We start from the raw sequence: 16,662 nt of genomic DNA, 5'->3' as shown, positions 1-16,662 counted from the left end.
CCGCTGCGTCTAATGGAGTGTTTATGGCAGTCAAGGTCCTGGTGGTGGACGATTCGGGGTTTTTCCGCCGCCGCGTCTCGGAAATTCTTTCAGCGGATGTGAATATCCAGGTCGTCGGCACGGCGACCAACGGCAAAGAGGCGATCGATCAGGCGCTGGCCCTCAAGCCGGACGTGATCACCATGGACTACGAGATGCCGATGATGGACGGCATCACCGCGGTACGGCACATCATGCAGCGCTGCCCGACCCCGGTGTTGATGTTTTCCTCGCTGACCCACGAAGGCGCCCGGGTCACCCTGGATGCGCTGGACGCCGGCGCGGTGGACTTCCTGCCGAAGAACTTCGAAGACATTTCGCGCAACCCCGAGAAGGTCAAGCAACTGCTGTGCGAGAAGATTCTCAGCATCTCGCGCAGTAATCGTCGTGTCAGCAGCTACAGCGCGCCAGCGCCCGTGGCTGCGCCGGCTCCGACACCAACGCCTGCGAGCACTATCGGTTATGGCAGCAGTGCGCCTGTGCGTCCGGCACCGGCTCCGCTCCCGACCCGTGCCCCCGTGCATGCACCGGCATCGCCCGCGCCAAAACGCAAGGCCTACAAGCTGGTGGCCATCGGTACGTCCACCGGCGGACCGGTTGCCCTGCAGCGGGTACTGACCCAGCTGCCAGCCAACTTCCCAGCCCCCATCGTGTTGGTCCAGCACATGCCGGCAGCCTTCACCAAGGCATTCGCCGAGCGCCTGGACAAGCTCTGCCGGATCAGCGTCAAGGAAGCCGAGGACGGCGACATCCTGCGTCCGGGGCTGGCGTTGTTGGCGCCCGGTGGCAAGCAGATGATGGTCGATGGCCGCGGCGCGGTGAAAATCCTCCCGGGCGACGAGCGCTTGAACTACAAGCCGTGCGTGGACATCACCTTCGGTTCGGCGGCCAAGTCCTACGGTGACAAAGTTCTGGCGGTGGTACTGACCGGCATGGGCGCCGACGGCCGCGAAGGCGCGCGCCTGCTCAAGCAGAGCGGCAGTTCGATCTGGGCCCAGGATGAAGCCAGCTGCGTGATCTATGGCATGCCCATGGCCATCGTCAAGGCCGAGCTGGCCGACGCGGTGTATGGGCTGGACGACATCGGCCGGCACATCGTCGAGGCCTGCCTCTGATGGACGTGTTAAGTCTCATCGGCATCATCATGGCGTTCGTCGCCATCATCGGCGGCAACTACCTCGAAGGTGGACATATCGGTGCGCTGGCCAACGGTCCGGCCGCGTTGATCGTACTGGGCGGGACCATTGGCGCGGCGTTGCTGCAATCGCCCATGAGCGCTTTCAAGCGTGCCATGCAGATCCTGGCGTGGATCCTGTTTCCGCCGCGGGTCGACCTGGCCGGTGGCATCGATCGCGTCGTCAACTGGAGCCTGACCGCCCGCAAGGAAGGCCTGCTCGGGCTGGAAGGGGTGGCCGATGCCGAGCCCGACAGCTATTCGCGCAAAGGCCTGCAATTGCTCGTCGATGGCGTCGAGCCGGAAGCGATCCGCAGCATTCTCGAGGTGGATTTCTACACCCAGGAAAGCCGCGACATCGAAGCCGCCAAGGTCTTCGAAAGCATGGGCGGTTATGCGCCGACCATCGGCATCATCGGTGCGGTCATGGGCCTGATTCATGTCATGGGCAACCTGGGCGATCCGTCGCAGCTGGGCAATGGCATCGCCGTGGCCTTCGTCGCCACCATCTATGGCGTCGCCAGTGCCAACCTGGTGTTGCTGCCGATTGCCGCCAAGCTCAAGTCCATCGCATTACGCCAGTCGCGTTATCGCGAAATGTTGTTGGAAGGGATCCTGTCGATCGCCGAAGGTGAAAACCCACGCTCGATTGAGTTGAAGCTCCAGGGCTTCATGGATTGATGGGGGACATGGATCATGGCACGTCGTCGCCAGCCTGAAGAACACGTCAATCACGAACGCTGGCTGGTGTCCTACGCCGACTTCATCACCTTGCTGTTCGCCTTCTTCGTGGTGATGTACTCGATCTCCTCGATCAACGAAGGCAAGTACAAGGTCATTTCCGAGGCGTTGGTCGGGGTCTTTAACGATACCGATCGCGCGCTCAAGCCGATCCCCATCGGTGACGAGCGGCCGAAGACCGTGACCCCGGCCAAGCCGCTGGTCAAGGACAGTGACCAGGTCGATGCCGGTGTCTCGGGTGCCAGCGATCCGCTCAAAAGCATCGCCGATGACATCAGCGCGGCGTTTGGCGACCTCATTAGTTCCAACCAGATGACGGTGCGCGGCAACGAGTTGTGGGTCGAGATCGAACTCAATTCCAGCTTGCTGTTCGGCAGCGGCGATGCCATGCCCAGCGACATCGCCTTCAACATCATCGACAAGGTCGCGAAGATCCTGAAACCGTTCGACAACCCGATCCACGTCGAGGGTTTCACTGACGATCAACCGATCCGCACCTCGCAGTACCCCACCAATTGGGAGCTGTCTTCGGCGCGCTCGGCCAGCATCGTGCGCATGCTGGCGATGCAGGGGGTCAACCCCGGTCGCCTGGCGTCGGTGGGGTATGGCGAATTCCAGCCGGTGGCCAATAACGCCACGGCCGAGGGCCGGGCACGCAACCGTCGGGTGGTGCTGGTGGTCTCGCGCAACCTGGATGTGCGTCGCAGCCTCACTGCCACCGGTGCGGCCAATGCGCAACCGGATGCCGCATTGAAGCGTGCTGGCACACAAACTGCACCGACCAAGGTCAAGTCGCCGGTAGGGGAGAACGCCGTCAATTCTCCGTCACCCGCATTAACACGCTGAGCTAATTCTCGGCCGACCCGTTCGGCCGGGAGGAACAATCGAATGAGAGTCTGGGCAGTCGCCAATCAAAAGGGTGGTGTTGGTAAAACCACTTCCTCCATCGCTTTAGCCGGGTTGCTGGCCGAGGCAGGCAAGCGCGTGGTCGTGGTCGATCTGGACCCCCACGGCTCCATGACCAGCTATTTCGGTTACGACCCCGACAGCCTTGAGCACAGCAACTACGACCTGTTCCTGCATAAAGGCAGCGTGCCCCAGGGCTTGCCCGGGCAGTTGTTGCTGCCTACCAGCCACGAAAGCATTTCGCTGTTGCCATCGAGCACTGCGCTGGCCACCCTTGAGCGTCAGTCGCCGGGCCAGAGTGGCCTGGGCCTGGTGATTGCCAAGAGCTTGGCGCAATTGTGGCAGGACTTCGATTACGCGGTGATCGACAGCCCGCCGTTGCTCGGGGTGCTGATGGTCAATGCCTTGGCGGCGAGCCAGCAACTGGTGATCCCGGTGCAGACCGAGCACCTGGCGGTCAAAGGCCTGGAGCGTATGGTCAACACCCTGGCGATGATCAATCGTTCGCGCAAGCAGGCCTTGCCGTTCACCATCGTGCCGACGCTGTTCGACCGCCGCACGCAAGCCTCCCTCGGTACGCTGCGAGTGCTGCGCGACAAGTTTCCGGAAGAGATCTGGCAGGGCTACATCCCGGTCGACACGCGCTTGCGCGATGCCAGCCGGGCGGGGCTGACGCCTTCGCAATTCGACGGCAAGAGCCGTGGCGTCGTCGCCTACCGCGCGTTGCTCAAGCATCTGCTGGCGGCGCAACTTGTTGCGCAGGTGGCTTGAGAATGAGCGCGATCCCTGTAGGAGCAAGCTTGCTCGCGATGGTCGTCAACGATAACGCTGGAAACCTGGCAGCCCGCGGCGCTCTCAGCTTCTTCGCGAGCAAGCTCGCTCCTGCCGTTGGGGTGAGTCAGTGAATCGTCCGGTCAAGATCACCTCGCGCCCGCAATTGGCACTGCAGTCGTATCTGGACAGCTTGCTGCAAGACATCACCGAGGAACTCTCGGCGGACATCGAAGCACCGTTGGAAGTCGTCGAGGCCGAGTCTGCGCTGGACGAGTTCCAGGCCGCGGTGCTCGAGGAGCAGGCTCGGGATGCACAGAAGGGCGTCGTCCCGGATGTTGCGCCTGTGGTACCTGTGGCGAAGCTCAAGGTGGCCGTGATCGAAGCGCCGGCCCCCGTGCTGACGCCGGTATCAACCATCGCGCCATTGCTGCACGCCCTGGTACCGCCGCCGGTCGAAGTGCATCAAGCCTTGGTGCCTCCGGTCGTCGAAGTGCATTTGCCACCTGCCAACACGCCGCCACCGGTGGAAACCGACGATCGTCCGGCCTGGGCGGCCGAACCCTTCGAATGCCTGTTGTTCGATGTCGCCGGCCTGACCCTGGCGGTGCCGCTGGTGTGCCTGGGTTCGATTTATCCACTGGCCGGTCATGAGCTGACCTCGCTGTTCGGCCAGCCGGACTGGTTCCTGGGCATCCTGCCGAGCCAGGCTGGCAACCTCAAGGTTCTGGACACGGCCCGTTGGGTCATGCCCGATCGCTACCGCGAGGACTTCAAGCAGGGCTTGCAGTACGTGATTTCCGTCCAGGGTTACGAATGGGGGCTGGCGGTGCATCAGGTCAGCCGCTCGTTGCGCCTGGACCCGAACGAAATCAAATGGCGCAGCCACCGCGGCCAACGGCCATGGCTGGCGGGCACGGTGATAGAACACATGTGTGCCTTGCTCGATGTATCCGAACTGGCCGAATTGATCGCCAGCGGTGGGGCCAGGCACATGGGCGGCAACAAGCCGACCCACACAACTACATAACAGAACAACACCGCCAGGGCGGTTTCTTGAGGGGATCAGGGTATGAATGACAAGGCAACGGCGGCAAAGGGTTCCGAAGATCCGATCCTGCAATGGGTCACCTTCAAGCTGGACAACGAGACCTATGGCATCAACGTGATGCGCGTCCAGGAAGTCCTGCGCTACACCGAAATCGCCCCGGTACCGGGTGCACCGAGCTACGTGCTGGGCATCATTAACCTGCGCGGCAACGTGGTCACCGTGATCGACACCCGCCAGCGCTTCGGCCTGATGAATGCCGAAATCAGCGACAACACCCGTATCGTCATCATCGAAGCCGACAAGCAGGTGGTCGGGATCATGGTCGACAGCGTGGCCGAAGTGGTTTACCTGCGTCAGTCGGAAATCGAGACGGCGCCGAACGTCGGTAACGAAGAATCCGCCAAGTTCATCCAAGGCGTGTGCAACAAGAACAACGAACTGCTGATCCTGGTCGAACTGGACAAGATGATGAGCGAAGAAGAATGGTCGGAACTGGAGAGTATCTGATTGATCCTTGAGGTAGCGGTCATTGTCCTGTTCCTGTTGTGGGCAGGCACGCTGGCAATGTTTCTGTCTTACGTGCGCGGTCAAAAGCTGATCGCTGCGCAACAGGCCCAGGGCGATGCGCAGCGTGACCAACGCATCAAGGACCTGAGCCGGCGCGTCGACAATTACCAGAACGGCAATGTGCGCATGGGTGAAGACCTGCATGAACTGCGGACGATCGTCGAGCCCTTGCCGGACAGACTGGCCCGCATCGAACAGCGCGACCCCGCGAGCCTGTCGTTTGAACAGGCGGCGAAACTGGTCGGGATGGGCGCCAGCGTCGACGAACTGACCCAGTCCTGCGGCCTGACTCAGGCTGAGGCGGAGTTGATGAGCAAGTTGCACAAGAACTAAACATCGCTCGGATCGTTCCCATGCTCTGCGTGGGAATGCTTCTAGGGACGCTCCGCGTTCCGCTTCCGGGAGGTGACGCGGAGCGTCACGGGCTGCATTCCCACGCAGAGCGTGGGAACGATCAACCTCGTTGTTAGGTGGTACCCGTTCCTCTGTAGGAGCTGGCTTGCCAGCGAAGACAATCGAAAGATCACCGCCATTTATAGTTTTGTTTGAAGGGCGAATTTTTCGCACTTCAATAGCGATCTCAATTCGTGCATTTCGACTTCAGTTGTATGAGCCCTGTTACTTTGGATAGTTGAGTCGTTTTGGCGAAAGCCTTAGTTTGAATTCGAACCTGCTTTGCAGGCTCGACACACTAATGTGTGAAGTTCAAACTTCAAGGAGTGATTTGCATGGAACAGCAGCGAAATCGTCATACCGGAATCATTGCGTCTTTTCAATTGGAATATCCAGGTTGGCCAGTCATAACACCAGCGGCAAAAGGAACAGTTCGATCCACACTTGATAATAATCTATACGATCTTCGTGGGCGTGACTTCATGGGCATGGAGCGTCTGTTGCCCCTTGTAGGCGTGCGTATTTCTTTTGTGCTTGTCCGGTGGAACGACGGTAAAGTGACCGCGGGTGATATTCGACTGGAAGCATAGATCGCGATGCCTGATTAAGGTATCGCTATCAGTTATGTGTTGGCTGCCTCTCTCAATGAGGGCAGTCAGCACGTTGTCATTTCAATAATTGTCGCCCTGGTCGGTGATATCGCGTTCCACTATCACCGCATCCGGATTCTGCCCCACCGGAAACTTCCCCTTCAAATTCCACGCAAACGCAATGATCTCGGCAATCGTCAAATAAAGCTCTTGCGGAATACTCTCTCCCAACTCCATCCGCGCCAACAGGCTTACCAGTTCGGCGTTTTCGTAGATCGGCACTTCGCAGTCGCGAGCGATGCGCAGGATTTCTTCGGCCAGTTCTTCGTCGCCCTTGGCGGTGAGGGTCGGGGCGTGGGTGCCGCCGTATTTGAGGGCGATGGCCTGGCGTGGGGCGTTGGGGTTTTTCATGCGTTTTCGTCGACCCAGCGTTGTTCGAGGCGGGTTTGTGGACCTTGGGGCGGTTTGCCGAGGTGGCAGTCGAGGTCGCCGACGTTCAGCCCGGCGGCCAGCATTCTTTGGCGCAATGCCGCCAGGTTGCTTTCGATCAGGCTGGCGGTGTAGGCGCGTTCGGCCCACAGCTGGCTGCTGAGGCTGCCCTGGATCAACTGTGCCTGAACCTGCAGCGGGCCTAGCGGTTCCATGTCGAACGCCAGTTCGATGCGCCAGAGTTGTTGCTTGGGTGCGCGTTCTTCCGGGCGTTCCTTGGGTTGTTCTCGTTCGGGGGCGTCCTCGCGCTGGAACTTGATCTGCAGCGGCACGATGTCCTGCAGGTTGCGCATCGGGATCTCCAGTTGCCAGGTACTCATCAGCCGTCCGTCCGCGGTGACGCCGGTTTGCTCCAGGCTGGACAGCTGGTGACTTTGCAGGCGGGAAACCGCCGCGGCGGCCAGGCGCAGCAGATGTTCCAGATCGTCTTCGCCGTCGGCGCTTTGCAACAAACGCTCAGGCAGCGGAAACCCGGTGGGCGATGGCTTGGCGCTGACCTGGCCGAGCATGCCCAGGGCATTGCGCACGAAACTCGGCATGGCCTGGGCCAGGGTGTTTCCGGCGATGATCGCGCCGAGATGGGTGCTGGCCGGCAGCCCGGAGGACAACTGCCCGATCAGTTTGAGCAGGTCGGCCTTCATGTCGGACGCCAGGTTCTGACCGCCCAACAGTTTCGACTCGAGGAATGCGCCGCTATTGGCCAGTGCCTGGGCCAGGCCTTTGGTGCTGCTCAATTGCTGGAGGTCCGGCAGGCCTGCAAGCAATCGGTCCACGGCCGCGCGCAGGTCGCTGGAGGTCTGGTTCGAGGCCGGCAGGTTCTGCAGCACTTTGAGCAACCCGTCCAACGAACCCTGGCGACTTTGCTGGCTGAGCAGTTGCTGGGTCACGGCCAATTGTTCCTGACGGCTGCTCAAGGGTACGAACTTCAGAGTGTGAGCGTCCTGCACCTGGGCGCTGAGCAAGGTGCCGATGCGCAGCGGCTGCGAGCTGTCGATGCTCAGCGTGCTGCCGCTCAGCGCGGTGTTGAGCAAGCTGACCATCGAGCGAAACACCGTGGGTTGCCCCGGCACGGTCGGCAACATTTGCGAGGTCAGCACTTTACCCTGCAGCAGGGTGCCGACCGGCATCTGTGCAGTGTCGATGCGGGTGAGGGTGGCGACGCTGGCGGCGATGGCTTGCTGCACGGTGACCGCCAGGTTGCCCGCCGAGGGCTGGGTGACCGCGATGCTGGTGCCCTGGGACAGGGGTTGGTTGCTCAGGGCCTGGAGCGTGGTCTGCCGGCCACTTTCGAGGGTGAGCTTGAGCAGCAATTGAAATGCCTGATCCGCCTGCTTGAGCGACAGCACTTCAGCCTTGGCGGTCTGGCCGGCGCTGATCAGGCCCTCCATCGGCGTCAGCAGCTTGAGCAACTCGCCGTTCACCGCCTGCGGGCGCGTGGTCGCCGGGGTGGCTTGCGGTAGCGGGAGGATGTTCATTTCGCCTGTCATACGCGGTCACAACCTTGGGAAATTGCACGCTTGAGAGTAGGAAATGGCATGTATAATGCCGCCCCGTTGTATACAGAGTGCGGTAAATTTCGCAGTTATTTGACGTAGCTCTCTCGTTCGGGCCGCCAATACATTTATTCTGCATCTCTTTAACGGCCGCACCAGCGCCGACTTGAACCGTATAAGGCCCGTGAACCCTTGACCAGTCCAGTCCTGCAAACCGTTGCCCTTGCCTGCGAGCGAGACCTTCGGCTGCTTTTCGAAAATCTCGATCTGAGAATGGCCAGTGGCGAAATGGTACAGATCAGTGGCCCCAATGGCAGTGGCAAGACCAGTCTATTGCGCCTGTTATCCGGCCTGATGCACCCAACCGCCGGTCAAGTGCTGCTCAACGGTCAACCGCTGAGCGAGCAACGCACGGAGCTTGCTCGCAACTTGCTGTGGATCGGCCATGCCGCCGGCATCAAGGATTTGCTCACCCCGCAAGAGAACCTGAGCTGGCTGTGCGCCCTGCATCAACCGGCTTCCCATGAGGCGATCTGGCAGGCCCTGGCGGCTGTCGGATTGCGCGGTTTCGAGGATGTCCCTTGTCATACGCTGTCCGCCGGTCAACAGCGCCGCGTGGCACTGGCACGGCTTTATCTGGACAGCCCGCCGCTGTGGATCCTCGATGAGCCGTTCACCGCCCTCGACAAGCAAGGCGTGGCGCAACTTGAAGAACACCTGGCCGGCCACTGCGAACGTGGCGGCATGGTGGTCTTGACCACCCACCACACGCTGAGCCGCATGCCGGCGAGCTATCGCGACATTGATCTGGGGAACTGGGCCGTATGAGTGTTTTCGGCCTGTTGGTCGCCCGCGAGGCTCGTCTGCTGTTCCGCCGTCCGGCCGAACTGGCCAATCCGTTGGTGTTCTTTGCCATCGTCGTTTCGCTGTTCCCGCTGGCGGTCGGTCCCGAGTCTCAATTGTTGCAAACCTTGTCGCCGGGACTGGTCTGGGTGGCGGCCCTTTTATCGGTCCTGCTCTCGCTGGACGGGCTCTTTCGCAGTGATTTCGAGGATGGATCGCTGGAACAGTGGGTCCTTTCGCCGCACCCCCTGGCTCTTCTGGTATTGGCCAAGGTGCTGGCACACTGGGCGTTTTCCGGCCTGGCATTGGTTTTGCTCGCGCCTTTGCTGGCGTTGATGCTCGGTTTGCCTGCCGCCTGTCTGCCGGTGTTGCTGCTTTCTCTATTGCTGGGTACACCGGTGCTGAGCCTGCTCGGTGCGGTGGGCGCGGCCTTGACGGTCGGCTTGAAGCGCGGTGGCCTGTTGCTGGCATTGCTGATCCTGCCGTTGTACATCCCGGTGTTGATCCTTGGCAGTGGTGCCTTGCAGGCCGCTTTGCAAGGCATGCCGGCGACCGGTTATCTGCTGTGGCTTGGGAGCCTGACCGCCCTGGCGATAACCCTGACACCTTTTGCAATAGCTGCTGGCCTGAAGATCAGCGTCGGCGAATAATGAGGTCTGGTTAAAAAATAACCAGTAAAGACCCTTTGGCTGCGTCGTGAAAACGAACAGCAACCGTGATGGAAACAGTATGAACTGGACGTGGTTTCACAAGCTCGGCTCGCCCAAATGGTTTTACGGCATCAGCGGCAGAATGCTGCCATGGCTGAGCGTCGCGGCGTTGCTGCTGATCGGCGTTGGCGTGGTCTGGGGCTTGGCCTTTGCACCACCGGATTACCAGCAGGGCAACAGCTTCCGCATCATCTACATCCACGTTCCGGCTGCCATGCTGGCCCAGTCCATCTACGTGATGCTGGCGGTGTGCGGCATCGTCGGGCTGGTGTGGAAAATGAAACTGGCCGATGTCGCCCTGCAATGCGCAGCCCCCATCGGTGCCTGGATGACCGCCGTGGCGCTGGTCACCGGGGCGATCTGGGGCAAGCCGACCTGGGGCTCGTGGTGGGTCTGGGATGCACGTCTTACGTCCATGCTGATCCTGCTTTTCCTGTACTTCGGTCTTATTGCGCTGGGCAACGCCATCAGCAATCGTGACAGCGCGGCCAAGGCTTGTGCGGTGCTGGCGATTGTCGGCGTGATCAATATCCCGATCATCAAGTACTCGGTGGAGTGGTGGAACACCCTGCACCAGGGCGCGACGTTCACGCTCACGGAAAAACCGGCGATGCCCGCCGAGATGTGGCTGCCGTTGCTGCTGACGGCGCTGGGTTTCTACTGTTTCTTCGGCGCGGTGCTGTTGCTGCGCATGCGCCTCGAAGTGCTCAAGCGCGAAGCCCGGGCCAGTTGGGTCAAGGCCGAAGTCGAACACAGCCTGGAGGTCGCTCGATGAGTTTTGCTTCATTCGGCGATTTCCTCGCCATGGGCCATCATGGCCTGTATGTCTGGTCGGCCTATGGCATCTGCCTGGCGGTGCTGGCCCTCAACGTGGCGGCGCCGATCCTGGCCCGCAAGCGGTATCTGCAACAAGAGGCGCGTCGTTTGCGCCGGGAGAACGGCAAGTGAATCCGCTGCGTAAAAAGCGTCTCATCATCATTCTGGCGATCCTGGTCGGGGTCGGCGCCGCCGTGGGCCTGGCCCTGAGCGCCCTGCAGCAGAACATCAACCTGTTTTACACGCCGACCCAGATCGCCAATGGCGAAGCCCCTCAGGACACACGCATCCGCGCGGGCGGCATGGTCGAGGCCGGTTCCCTGCAGCGTTCCGGCGACTCGCTGGACGTGAAGTTCGTCGTCACCGACTTCAACAAATCCGTGACCATCGCTTATCGGGGCATCCTCCCCGACCTGTTCCGCGAAGGGCAGGGCATCGTCGCCCTCGGTAAGTTGAACGCTGATGGCGTGGTGGTGGCCGATGAAGTGCTGGCCAAGCACGATGAAAAGTACATGCCGCCGGAAGTGACCAAGGCCCTGAAAGACAGCGGCCAGTCGGCACCCACTCCCGCGAAAGAGGGCTAACTGATGACATCTGGAATTTTTATCCCGGAGTTGGGCCACCTGGCCATGATCCTGGCCCTGTGTTTCGCCCTGGTTCAGGCCGTGGTGCCGTTAGTGGGCGCCTGGCGCGGTGACCGCTTGTGGATGAGCCTGGCCCAACCCGCCGCCTGGGGCCAGTTCGCGTTCCTGTTGTTCGCCTTCGGTTGCCTGACCTACGCATTCATGGCCGATGATTTCTCCGTCGCCTATGTCGCCAGCAACTCCAACAGCGCACTGCCCTGGTACTACAAGTTCAGCGCCGTCTGGGGGGCACACGAAGGTTCGTTGCTGCTCTGGGCGTTGATCCTCGGCGGCTGGACGTTCGCCGTGTCGGTGTTTTCCCGGCAGTTGCCGCAGGTGATGCTGGCGCGAGTGCTGGCGGTGATGGGCATGATCAGCACCGGTTTCCTGCTGTTCCTGATCCTCACCTCCAACCCGTTCAAGCGCATCCTGCCGCAAATACCCAGCGATGGCGCCGACCTCAATCCGTTGTTGCAGGATATCGGCCTGATCGTTCACCCACCGATGCTGTACATGGGTTACGTCGGTTTCTCGGTGGCGTTCGCCTTTGCTATCGCGGCGTTGATGGGCGGTCGTCTTGATGCTGCGTGGGCGCGTTGGTCGCGTCCGTGGACCATCGTCGCCTGGGCCTTCCTCGGCATCGGCATCACCTTGGGCTCCTGGTGGGCCTACTACGAACTTGGCTGGGGCGGCTGGTGGTTCTGGGACCCTGTGGAAAACGCCTCGTTCATGCCGTGGCTGGTGGGCACGGCGCTGATTCACTCGTTGGCGGTCACGGAAAAACGTGGCGTGTTCAAGAGCTGGACCGTGTTGCTGGCCATCGCGGCCTTTTCCTTGAGCTTGCTGGGTACCTTCCTCGTGCGTTCCGGCGTGCTGACCTCGGTGCACGCCTTTGCTTCGGACCCCGAACGCGGCGTGTTCATCCTGATCTTCCTGCTGTTCGTGGTCGGTGGTTCGCTGACTCTGTTCGCCCTGCGCGCACCGGTGGTCAAGAGCCAGGTCGGCTTCAACCTGTGGTCGCGGGAAACCCTGTTGCTGGGCAACAACCTGGTGCTGGTGGTAGCGGCTTCGATGATCCTGCTGGGTACCTTGTATCCGCTGATCCTGGATGCCATGACCGGCGCCAAGCTGTCGGTCGGCCCGCCGTACTTCAACGCGCTGTTCATCCCGTTGATGGCCTTGTTGATGCTGGTGATGGCGGTCGGGGTGATCGTGCGCTGGAAAGACACCCCGGTGAAATGGCTGTTGGGCATGCTCACCCCGGTACTGCTCGGCAGCGCCGCGCTGGCGGTGGTGGCTGGCGTGGCCTACGGCGATTTCAACTGGGCGGTGCTGGCGACCTTCATGCTCGCGGCCTGGGTGTTGCTGGCCGGTGTGCGTGACATTGTCGACAAGACCCGCCACAAAGGCCTGATCAAAGGTTTGCCGACCCTGACCCGCAGCTACTGGGGCATGCAGGTTGCCCACCTGGGCATCGCCGTCTGCGCCCTTGGCGTGGTGTTGTCGAGCCAGAACAGTGCCGAGCGCGACTTGCGCCTGGCGCCGGGGGAATCCATGGCCCTGGGCGGTTATCAGTTCATCTTCGAAGGCGCCAAGCACTTCGAAGGCCCGAATTTCACCTCCGACAAGGGCACCGTACGGGTGATCAGGGATGGCAAGGAAGTCAGCGTGCTGCACCCGGAAAAACGCCTGTACACGGTGCAGAACTCGGTGATGACCGAAGCCGGGATCGACGCCGGTTTCACCCGTGACCTCTATGTCGCCCTGGGCGAACCCTTGGGGGATGGCGCCTGGGCGGTGCGTGTGCACGTGAAACCGTTCGTGCGCTGGATCTGGTTCGGTGGCTTGCTCACCGGTCTGGGCGGGTTGCTGGCGGCGCTGGATCGGCGTTATCGAGTCAAAGTGAAAGCCCGTGTGCGTGAAGCGCTGGGCCTGTCGGGAGCCACTGCATGAAGCGTTGGTTGATGGTGTTGCCACTGGCGATTTTTCTGGTGGTCGCTGTATTCCTTTACCGTGGGTTGTACCTGGATCCAGCCGAGCTGCCTTCGGCCATGATCAACAAGCCGTTCCCGGAGTTTTCCCTGCCGGCGGTGCAGGGCGACAAGACCCTGACCCGTGCCGACATCCTCGGCAAGCCGGCACTGGTCAACGTCTGGGGCACCTGGTGCATCTCCTGCCGGGTCGAGCACCCGGTGTTGAACAAGCTGGCCGAGAAGGGCGTGGTGATCTACGGCATCAACTACAAGGACGTCAACGCCGACGCCTTGAAGTGGCTGGATGAATTCCACAACCCGTATCAACTGGACATCCGTGACGATGCCGGCACCCTGGGCCTGAACCTCGGTGTATACGGCGCCCCGGAAACTTTCTTCATCGACGCCAAGGGCATCATCCGCGACAAGTTCGTCGGCGTGATCGACGAGCAGGTCTGGCGGGAGAAACTGGCGGCCAAGTACCAGGCGCTGGTTGATGAGGCCAAGCCATGAAGCGCTGGCTAGCCGCTGTCGTTCTGGGCTTGAGCATGGCCGGCGTGGCCCACGCCGCCATCGACACCTATGAGTTCGCCAAGGAAGGTGATCGCGAGCGTTTTCGTGAATTGACCAAGGAACTGCGTTGCCCCAAGTGCCAGAACCAGGACATCGCCGACTCCAATGCGCCGATCGCTGCCGACCTGCGCAAAGAGATTTTCCGCATGCTCGGCGAGGGCAAGGACAACCAGCAGATCATCGACTTCATGGTCGATCGCTATGGTGATTTCGTCCGCTACAAACCCGCCCTGAACGCCAAGACCGCACTGCTCTGGTTCGGTCCCGCCGGCTTGCTGCTCGGTGGTTTGGTGATCATCGCGGTGATCGTCCGTCGTCGTCGCGCACAACGCGCCGAGGCGCCGGGATCGCTTTCTGCCGAGGAGCGCGAGCGCCTCGACCAACTGTTGGATAAAAACCAAGAATGATTGATTTCTGGCTCGCTGCAGGTCTGCTGCTCCTGGTGGCCCTAAGTTTTCTATTGATCCCCGTTCTGCGTAGTCGTCGCGCCCAGCTCGAAGAGGATCGTACTGCCCTGAACGTGGCGCTGTATCAGGAGCGCGTGGCCGAGCTGCAGGTTCAGCAGGCGGAGGGCGTGCTCGATACCGCGCAGATGGACGCCGGGCGCGCCGAAGCCGCCCGTGAATTGCTCGCCGACACCGAGGGCGTTGCCGCGCCACGGGTGTCGCGCCTGGGCAAGCCGGCCCCCTTGCTGGCTGCGATCCTGGTCCCGGTGCTGGGCCTGGGCCTGTACCTGCATTTTGGTGCCAGCGACAAGGTCGAGCTGACCCGGGAATTCTCCCAGGCGCCGCAGTCGATGGAAGAGATGACCCAGCGTCTGGAGCGCGCAGTCGCGGCGCAGCCGGATTCCGCCGAAGCGCTGTACTTCCTCGGTCGCACCTACATGACCCAGGATCGTCCTGCCGACGCGGCGAAGGCCTTCGAGCGCACCGTCAATCTCGCCGGGCGTCAGCCTGAATTGCTTGGGCAGTGGGCGCAGGCCCAGTACTTCGCCGATGGCAAGAAATGGTCGGACAAGGTCCAGGCCCTGACCGACGAAGCGCTCAAAGCCGATCCGAAGGAAGTCACCAGCCTTGGCCTTTTGGGCATCGCCGCGTTCGAAGGCCAGCGTTATCAGGAAGCGATCGATTACTGGAATCGTCTGCTGGAGCAACTGGCGCCGGAGGATAAATCCCGTGTCGCGCTGCAGGGCGGCATTGCCCGGGCCAGCGAGAAACTGGTGGCCAGCGGGGGCAAAGTGGCCGAGGCGCCAGCGGCCAAACCGGCAGCGCTGCTCAAGGTCCGGGTGGACCTGGCGGCCGACCTGAAAGCCAAGGTCCAGCCGGGCGACAGCGTATTCATCTTCGCCCGCGCCACCTCGGGCCCACCGGCGCCGTTGGCGGCCAAGCGCCTGACCGTGGCGGATCTGCCGGCAACGGTGGAACTGGGCGATGGCGATGCAATGATGCCGCAGTTGAAACTGTCGAACTTCCCTGAAGTCCAACTGGTTGCGCGCATCTCCCGTGCCGGCCAACCGACGGCAGGCGAGTGGATCGGTCGTAGCCAGCCCCTGGCCAGCAGCACCACCGCGCCGCAACAACTGACCATCGACAGCCCGGATAAATAACAGGAAACGCCACCATGACCGCCATTGCTCGTATTACCCTGCTCAGCGTTGTTTTGGGGCTGAGCGCTTGTGCGGTCCAGCGGCCACCCGAGCAGACGACTCCGCCACCGATCCCGCCGTCGCAGCCGAGTACCAAACCGGCGCCCTCGACGGTACCGAGCAAACCGACTACCCCGGCCAAGCCGGCCAAGCCATTGCCGCGCACCTCGGCGAGCTTTGCGCCGCCACCGGGGGGCAACAGTCACTGGGACCCGAAACTGGGTGTGTACGTGCTCGACGATCAACCGAACACCTTCTACCGCCAGCGCACCTATTACCGCTGGGATAACGGCTGGAGCCGCTCGATCAGCCCGAAAGGGCCGTGGGAAGAGACGGATATCCAAGGGGTGCCGGGCGGTTTGGGACGGCAGTTCGGGCAGTAGTGCAAAAGGCGACCTTTGGGGTCGCCTTTTTTGTGGGGGCTGAATCTGTTCTTGAAAGCAGCGTCAAAAGATTCTGATCTTATAAAATTTTGCCGATCCCGCTGGTGATGGACCACTCGCCGGGTCAGCGCCAGATCGCGCAGGAATCCAAGTACCGTGAACATTTCATGGCCACCGGGCTCTCTGATCGCGGCAAGAAAATTTACCGGTAGCCAGCAAGCAGGGCGACAAGCGAAGAGGGTGTTTTGATGGCAGGCAGGTTGATCTATCTCATCGGGCCTTCGGGTTCAGGCAAGGACAGCCTGCTCGATGCCGCGCGGGAGCGGTTGGCCGAGCGCGGCTGCCGCATCGTGCGGCGGGTCATCACGCGTTCGGCGGAAGCGGTGGGCGAGGCGGCGCTGGGCGTCAGTGCGCAGCAGTTCGCCGGAATGGAGGCCCAGGGCGCGTTTGCCCTGAGCTGGCACGCCAATGGCCTGTCCTATGGCATCCCGCGGGAAATCGATGACTGGCTGGCCGCCGGGCAGGACGTGCTGGTCAACGGTTCGCGGGGGCACCTGCACAATACTCGCGAACGTTATCCAGACATGTTGGCAGTGTTGCTGACCGTTAACCCGGCTGTGCTACGCCAGCGCCTGCTGGCGCGTGGGCGTGAGTCCGTGGCTGAAATCGACCAGCGCCTGGCGCGCAATGCCCGTTTCAATGAGCAACTGCTGGCCGAAGATCCGAACGTGCATGTGCTCGACAACTCCGGGCCGCTGGAGCACACCGTCGAGCGATTACTGGCCTGCCTCGACGAGCCCGGTGCATGCGCCTGACTGGACACACACTCCGCAATATAACCAAACGGCATGCCTTTCGAATGGGGCTTTGATAACACCGCCA

21 protein-coding genes are annotated in these 16,662 nt (G+C 61.7%); 19 read left to right on the top strand and 2 right to left on the bottom strand.

From position 1 onward, the window contains the following. Positions 1-23 precede the first annotated feature (23 nt). From BKX96_RS12590 to BKX96_RS32270, 8 genes are all read left to right on the top strand, one after another. Positions 24-1,154 carry a protein-glutamate methylesterase/protein-glutamine glutaminase gene (locus tag BKX96_RS12590; protein WP_077184066.1) on the top strand — a complete coding sequence of 377 codons (1,131 nt, stop codon included), beginning with the start codon at positions 24-26 and terminating at the stop codon, positions 1,152-1,154. After that, positions 1,154-1,894 (top strand): flagellar motor protein, encoded by a 741-nt coding sequence (locus BKX96_RS12585; protein ID WP_046819341.1) that lies wholly within the window; start codon positions 1,154-1,156, stop codon positions 1,892-1,894. Before BKX96_RS12590 ends, BKX96_RS12585 begins: the two co-directional genes overlap by 1 nt. Before the next feature lie 12 nt (positions 1,895-1,906). Then, positions 1,907-2,800 (top strand): flagellar motor protein MotD, encoded by an 894-nt coding sequence (gene motD / locus BKX96_RS12580; protein WP_410454533.1) that lies wholly within the window; start codon positions 1,907-1,909, stop codon positions 2,798-2,800. 42 nt (positions 2,801-2,842) lie between these two features. After that, the gene (locus tag BKX96_RS12575) at positions 2,843-3,631 is read left to right on the top strand and encodes a ParA family protein (RefSeq protein ID WP_046819343.1); all 789 of its coding nucleotides are present in this window, start codon (positions 2,843-2,845) and stop codon (positions 3,629-3,631) included. A gap of 130 nt (positions 3,632-3,761) precedes the next feature. Next, complete coding sequence (locus tag BKX96_RS12570; protein ID WP_077184065.1) at positions 3,762-4,661, top strand: CheW domain-containing protein; 900 nt, start codon at positions 3,762-3,764, stop codon at positions 4,659-4,661. Between the two features lie 42 nt (positions 4,662-4,703). After that, the gene (locus BKX96_RS12565) at positions 4,704-5,189 is read left to right on the top strand and encodes a chemotaxis protein CheW (RefSeq protein ID WP_007980742.1); all 486 of its coding nucleotides are present in this window, start codon (positions 4,704-4,706) and stop codon (positions 5,187-5,189) included. Next, complete coding sequence (locus BKX96_RS12560) at positions 5,190-5,582, top strand: DUF2802 domain-containing protein (RefSeq protein WP_046819345.1); 393 nt, start codon at positions 5,190-5,192, stop codon at positions 5,580-5,582. Positions 5,583-5,977: 395 nt separating this feature from the next. Beyond that, positions 5,978-6,232, top strand: a complete 255-nt coding sequence (locus BKX96_RS32270; protein ID WP_143512428.1) for a hypothetical protein — start codon at positions 5,978-5,980, stop codon at positions 6,230-6,232. Between the two features lie 81 nt (positions 6,233-6,313). Here BKX96_RS32270 and BKX96_RS12550 read toward each other — a convergent pair whose 3' ends face one another. Both BKX96_RS12550 and fliK read right to left on the bottom strand, forming a co-directional pair. Next, complete coding sequence (locus tag BKX96_RS12550) at positions 6,314-6,643, bottom strand: EscU/YscU/HrcU family type III secretion system export apparatus switch protein (protein WP_077184064.1); 330 nt, start codon at positions 6,641-6,643, stop codon at positions 6,314-6,316. Continuing rightward, complete coding sequence (gene fliK / locus BKX96_RS12545; RefSeq protein ID WP_077184062.1) at positions 6,640-8,208, bottom strand: flagellar hook-length control protein FliK; 1,569 nt, start codon at positions 8,206-8,208, stop codon at positions 6,640-6,642. The genes BKX96_RS12550 and fliK overlap by 4 nt, the downstream gene beginning before the upstream one ends. Positions 8,209-8,406: 198 nt before the next feature. On the opposite strand from fliK, the gene ccmA reads away from it, so the two are divergent. From ccmA to phnN, 11 genes are all read left to right on the top strand, one after another. Further along, on the top strand, positions 8,407-9,042 hold the full coding sequence (gene ccmA, locus BKX96_RS12540; protein WP_046819348.1) for a cytochrome c biogenesis heme-transporting ATPase CcmA: 636 nt from the start codon (positions 8,407-8,409) through the stop codon (positions 9,040-9,042). Continuing rightward, a complete protein-coding gene (gene ccmB, locus BKX96_RS12535) occupies positions 9,039-9,707 on the top strand; it encodes a heme exporter protein CcmB (RefSeq protein ID WP_007980754.1) in 669 nt (222 codons plus the stop codon). The genes ccmA and ccmB overlap by 4 nt, the downstream gene beginning before the upstream one ends. A gap of 79 nt (positions 9,708-9,786) precedes the next feature. Continuing rightward, complete coding sequence (locus BKX96_RS12530; protein WP_077184061.1) at positions 9,787-10,542, top strand: heme ABC transporter permease; 756 nt, start codon at positions 9,787-9,789, stop codon at positions 10,540-10,542. Further along, positions 10,539-10,715 (top strand): heme exporter protein CcmD, encoded by a 177-nt coding sequence (gene ccmD / locus BKX96_RS12525; RefSeq protein ID WP_008055370.1) that lies wholly within the window; start codon positions 10,539-10,541, stop codon positions 10,713-10,715. The genes BKX96_RS12530 and ccmD overlap by 4 nt, the downstream gene beginning before the upstream one ends. After that, complete coding sequence (gene ccmE, locus BKX96_RS12520; protein ID WP_056852992.1) at positions 10,712-11,167, top strand: cytochrome c maturation protein CcmE; 456 nt, start codon at positions 10,712-10,714, stop codon at positions 11,165-11,167. The genes ccmD and ccmE overlap by 4 nt, the downstream gene beginning before the upstream one ends. A gap of 3 nt (positions 11,168-11,170) precedes the next feature. Then, complete coding sequence (locus tag BKX96_RS12515) at positions 11,171-13,159, top strand: heme lyase CcmF/NrfE family subunit (RefSeq protein ID WP_077184060.1); 1,989 nt, start codon at positions 11,171-11,173, stop codon at positions 13,157-13,159. Then, a complete protein-coding gene (locus BKX96_RS12510; RefSeq protein ID WP_046819351.1) occupies positions 13,156-13,692 on the top strand; it encodes a DsbE family thiol:disulfide interchange protein in 537 nt (178 codons plus the stop codon). The genes BKX96_RS12515 and BKX96_RS12510 overlap by 4 nt, the downstream gene beginning before the upstream one ends. After that, positions 13,689-14,159, top strand: coding sequence for a cytochrome c-type biogenesis protein (locus BKX96_RS12505; protein ID WP_046819352.1), 471 nt, complete (start codon positions 13,689-13,691; stop codon positions 14,157-14,159). Before BKX96_RS12510 ends, BKX96_RS12505 begins: the two co-directional genes overlap by 4 nt. After that, complete coding sequence (gene ccmI, locus BKX96_RS12500) at positions 14,156-15,358, top strand: c-type cytochrome biogenesis protein CcmI (protein WP_077184058.1); 1,203 nt, start codon at positions 14,156-14,158, stop codon at positions 15,356-15,358. The genes BKX96_RS12505 and ccmI overlap by 4 nt, the downstream gene beginning before the upstream one ends. Before the next feature lie 14 nt (positions 15,359-15,372). Beyond that, positions 15,373-15,780, top strand: a complete 408-nt coding sequence (locus tag BKX96_RS12495; RefSeq protein WP_046819354.1) for a hypothetical protein — start codon at positions 15,373-15,375, stop codon at positions 15,778-15,780. Positions 15,781-16,028: 248 nt separating this feature from the next. Further along, positions 16,029-16,595 carry a phosphonate metabolism protein/1,5-bisphosphokinase (PRPP-forming) PhnN gene (gene phnN, locus BKX96_RS12490; protein WP_046819355.1) on the top strand — a complete coding sequence of 189 codons (567 nt, stop codon included), beginning with the start codon at positions 16,029-16,031 and terminating at the stop codon, positions 16,593-16,595. Positions 16,596-16,662: the final 67 nt, after the last annotated feature.

Source organism: Pseudomonas putida (assembly GCF_001976065.1).
GTDB lineage: Bacteria > Pseudomonadota > Gammaproteobacteria > Pseudomonadales > Pseudomonadaceae > Aquipseudomonas > Aquipseudomonas serbica.
The sequence above is the reverse complement of the archived record's forward strand: the minus strand, read 5'-3'. Positions and strand labels throughout refer to the sequence as shown.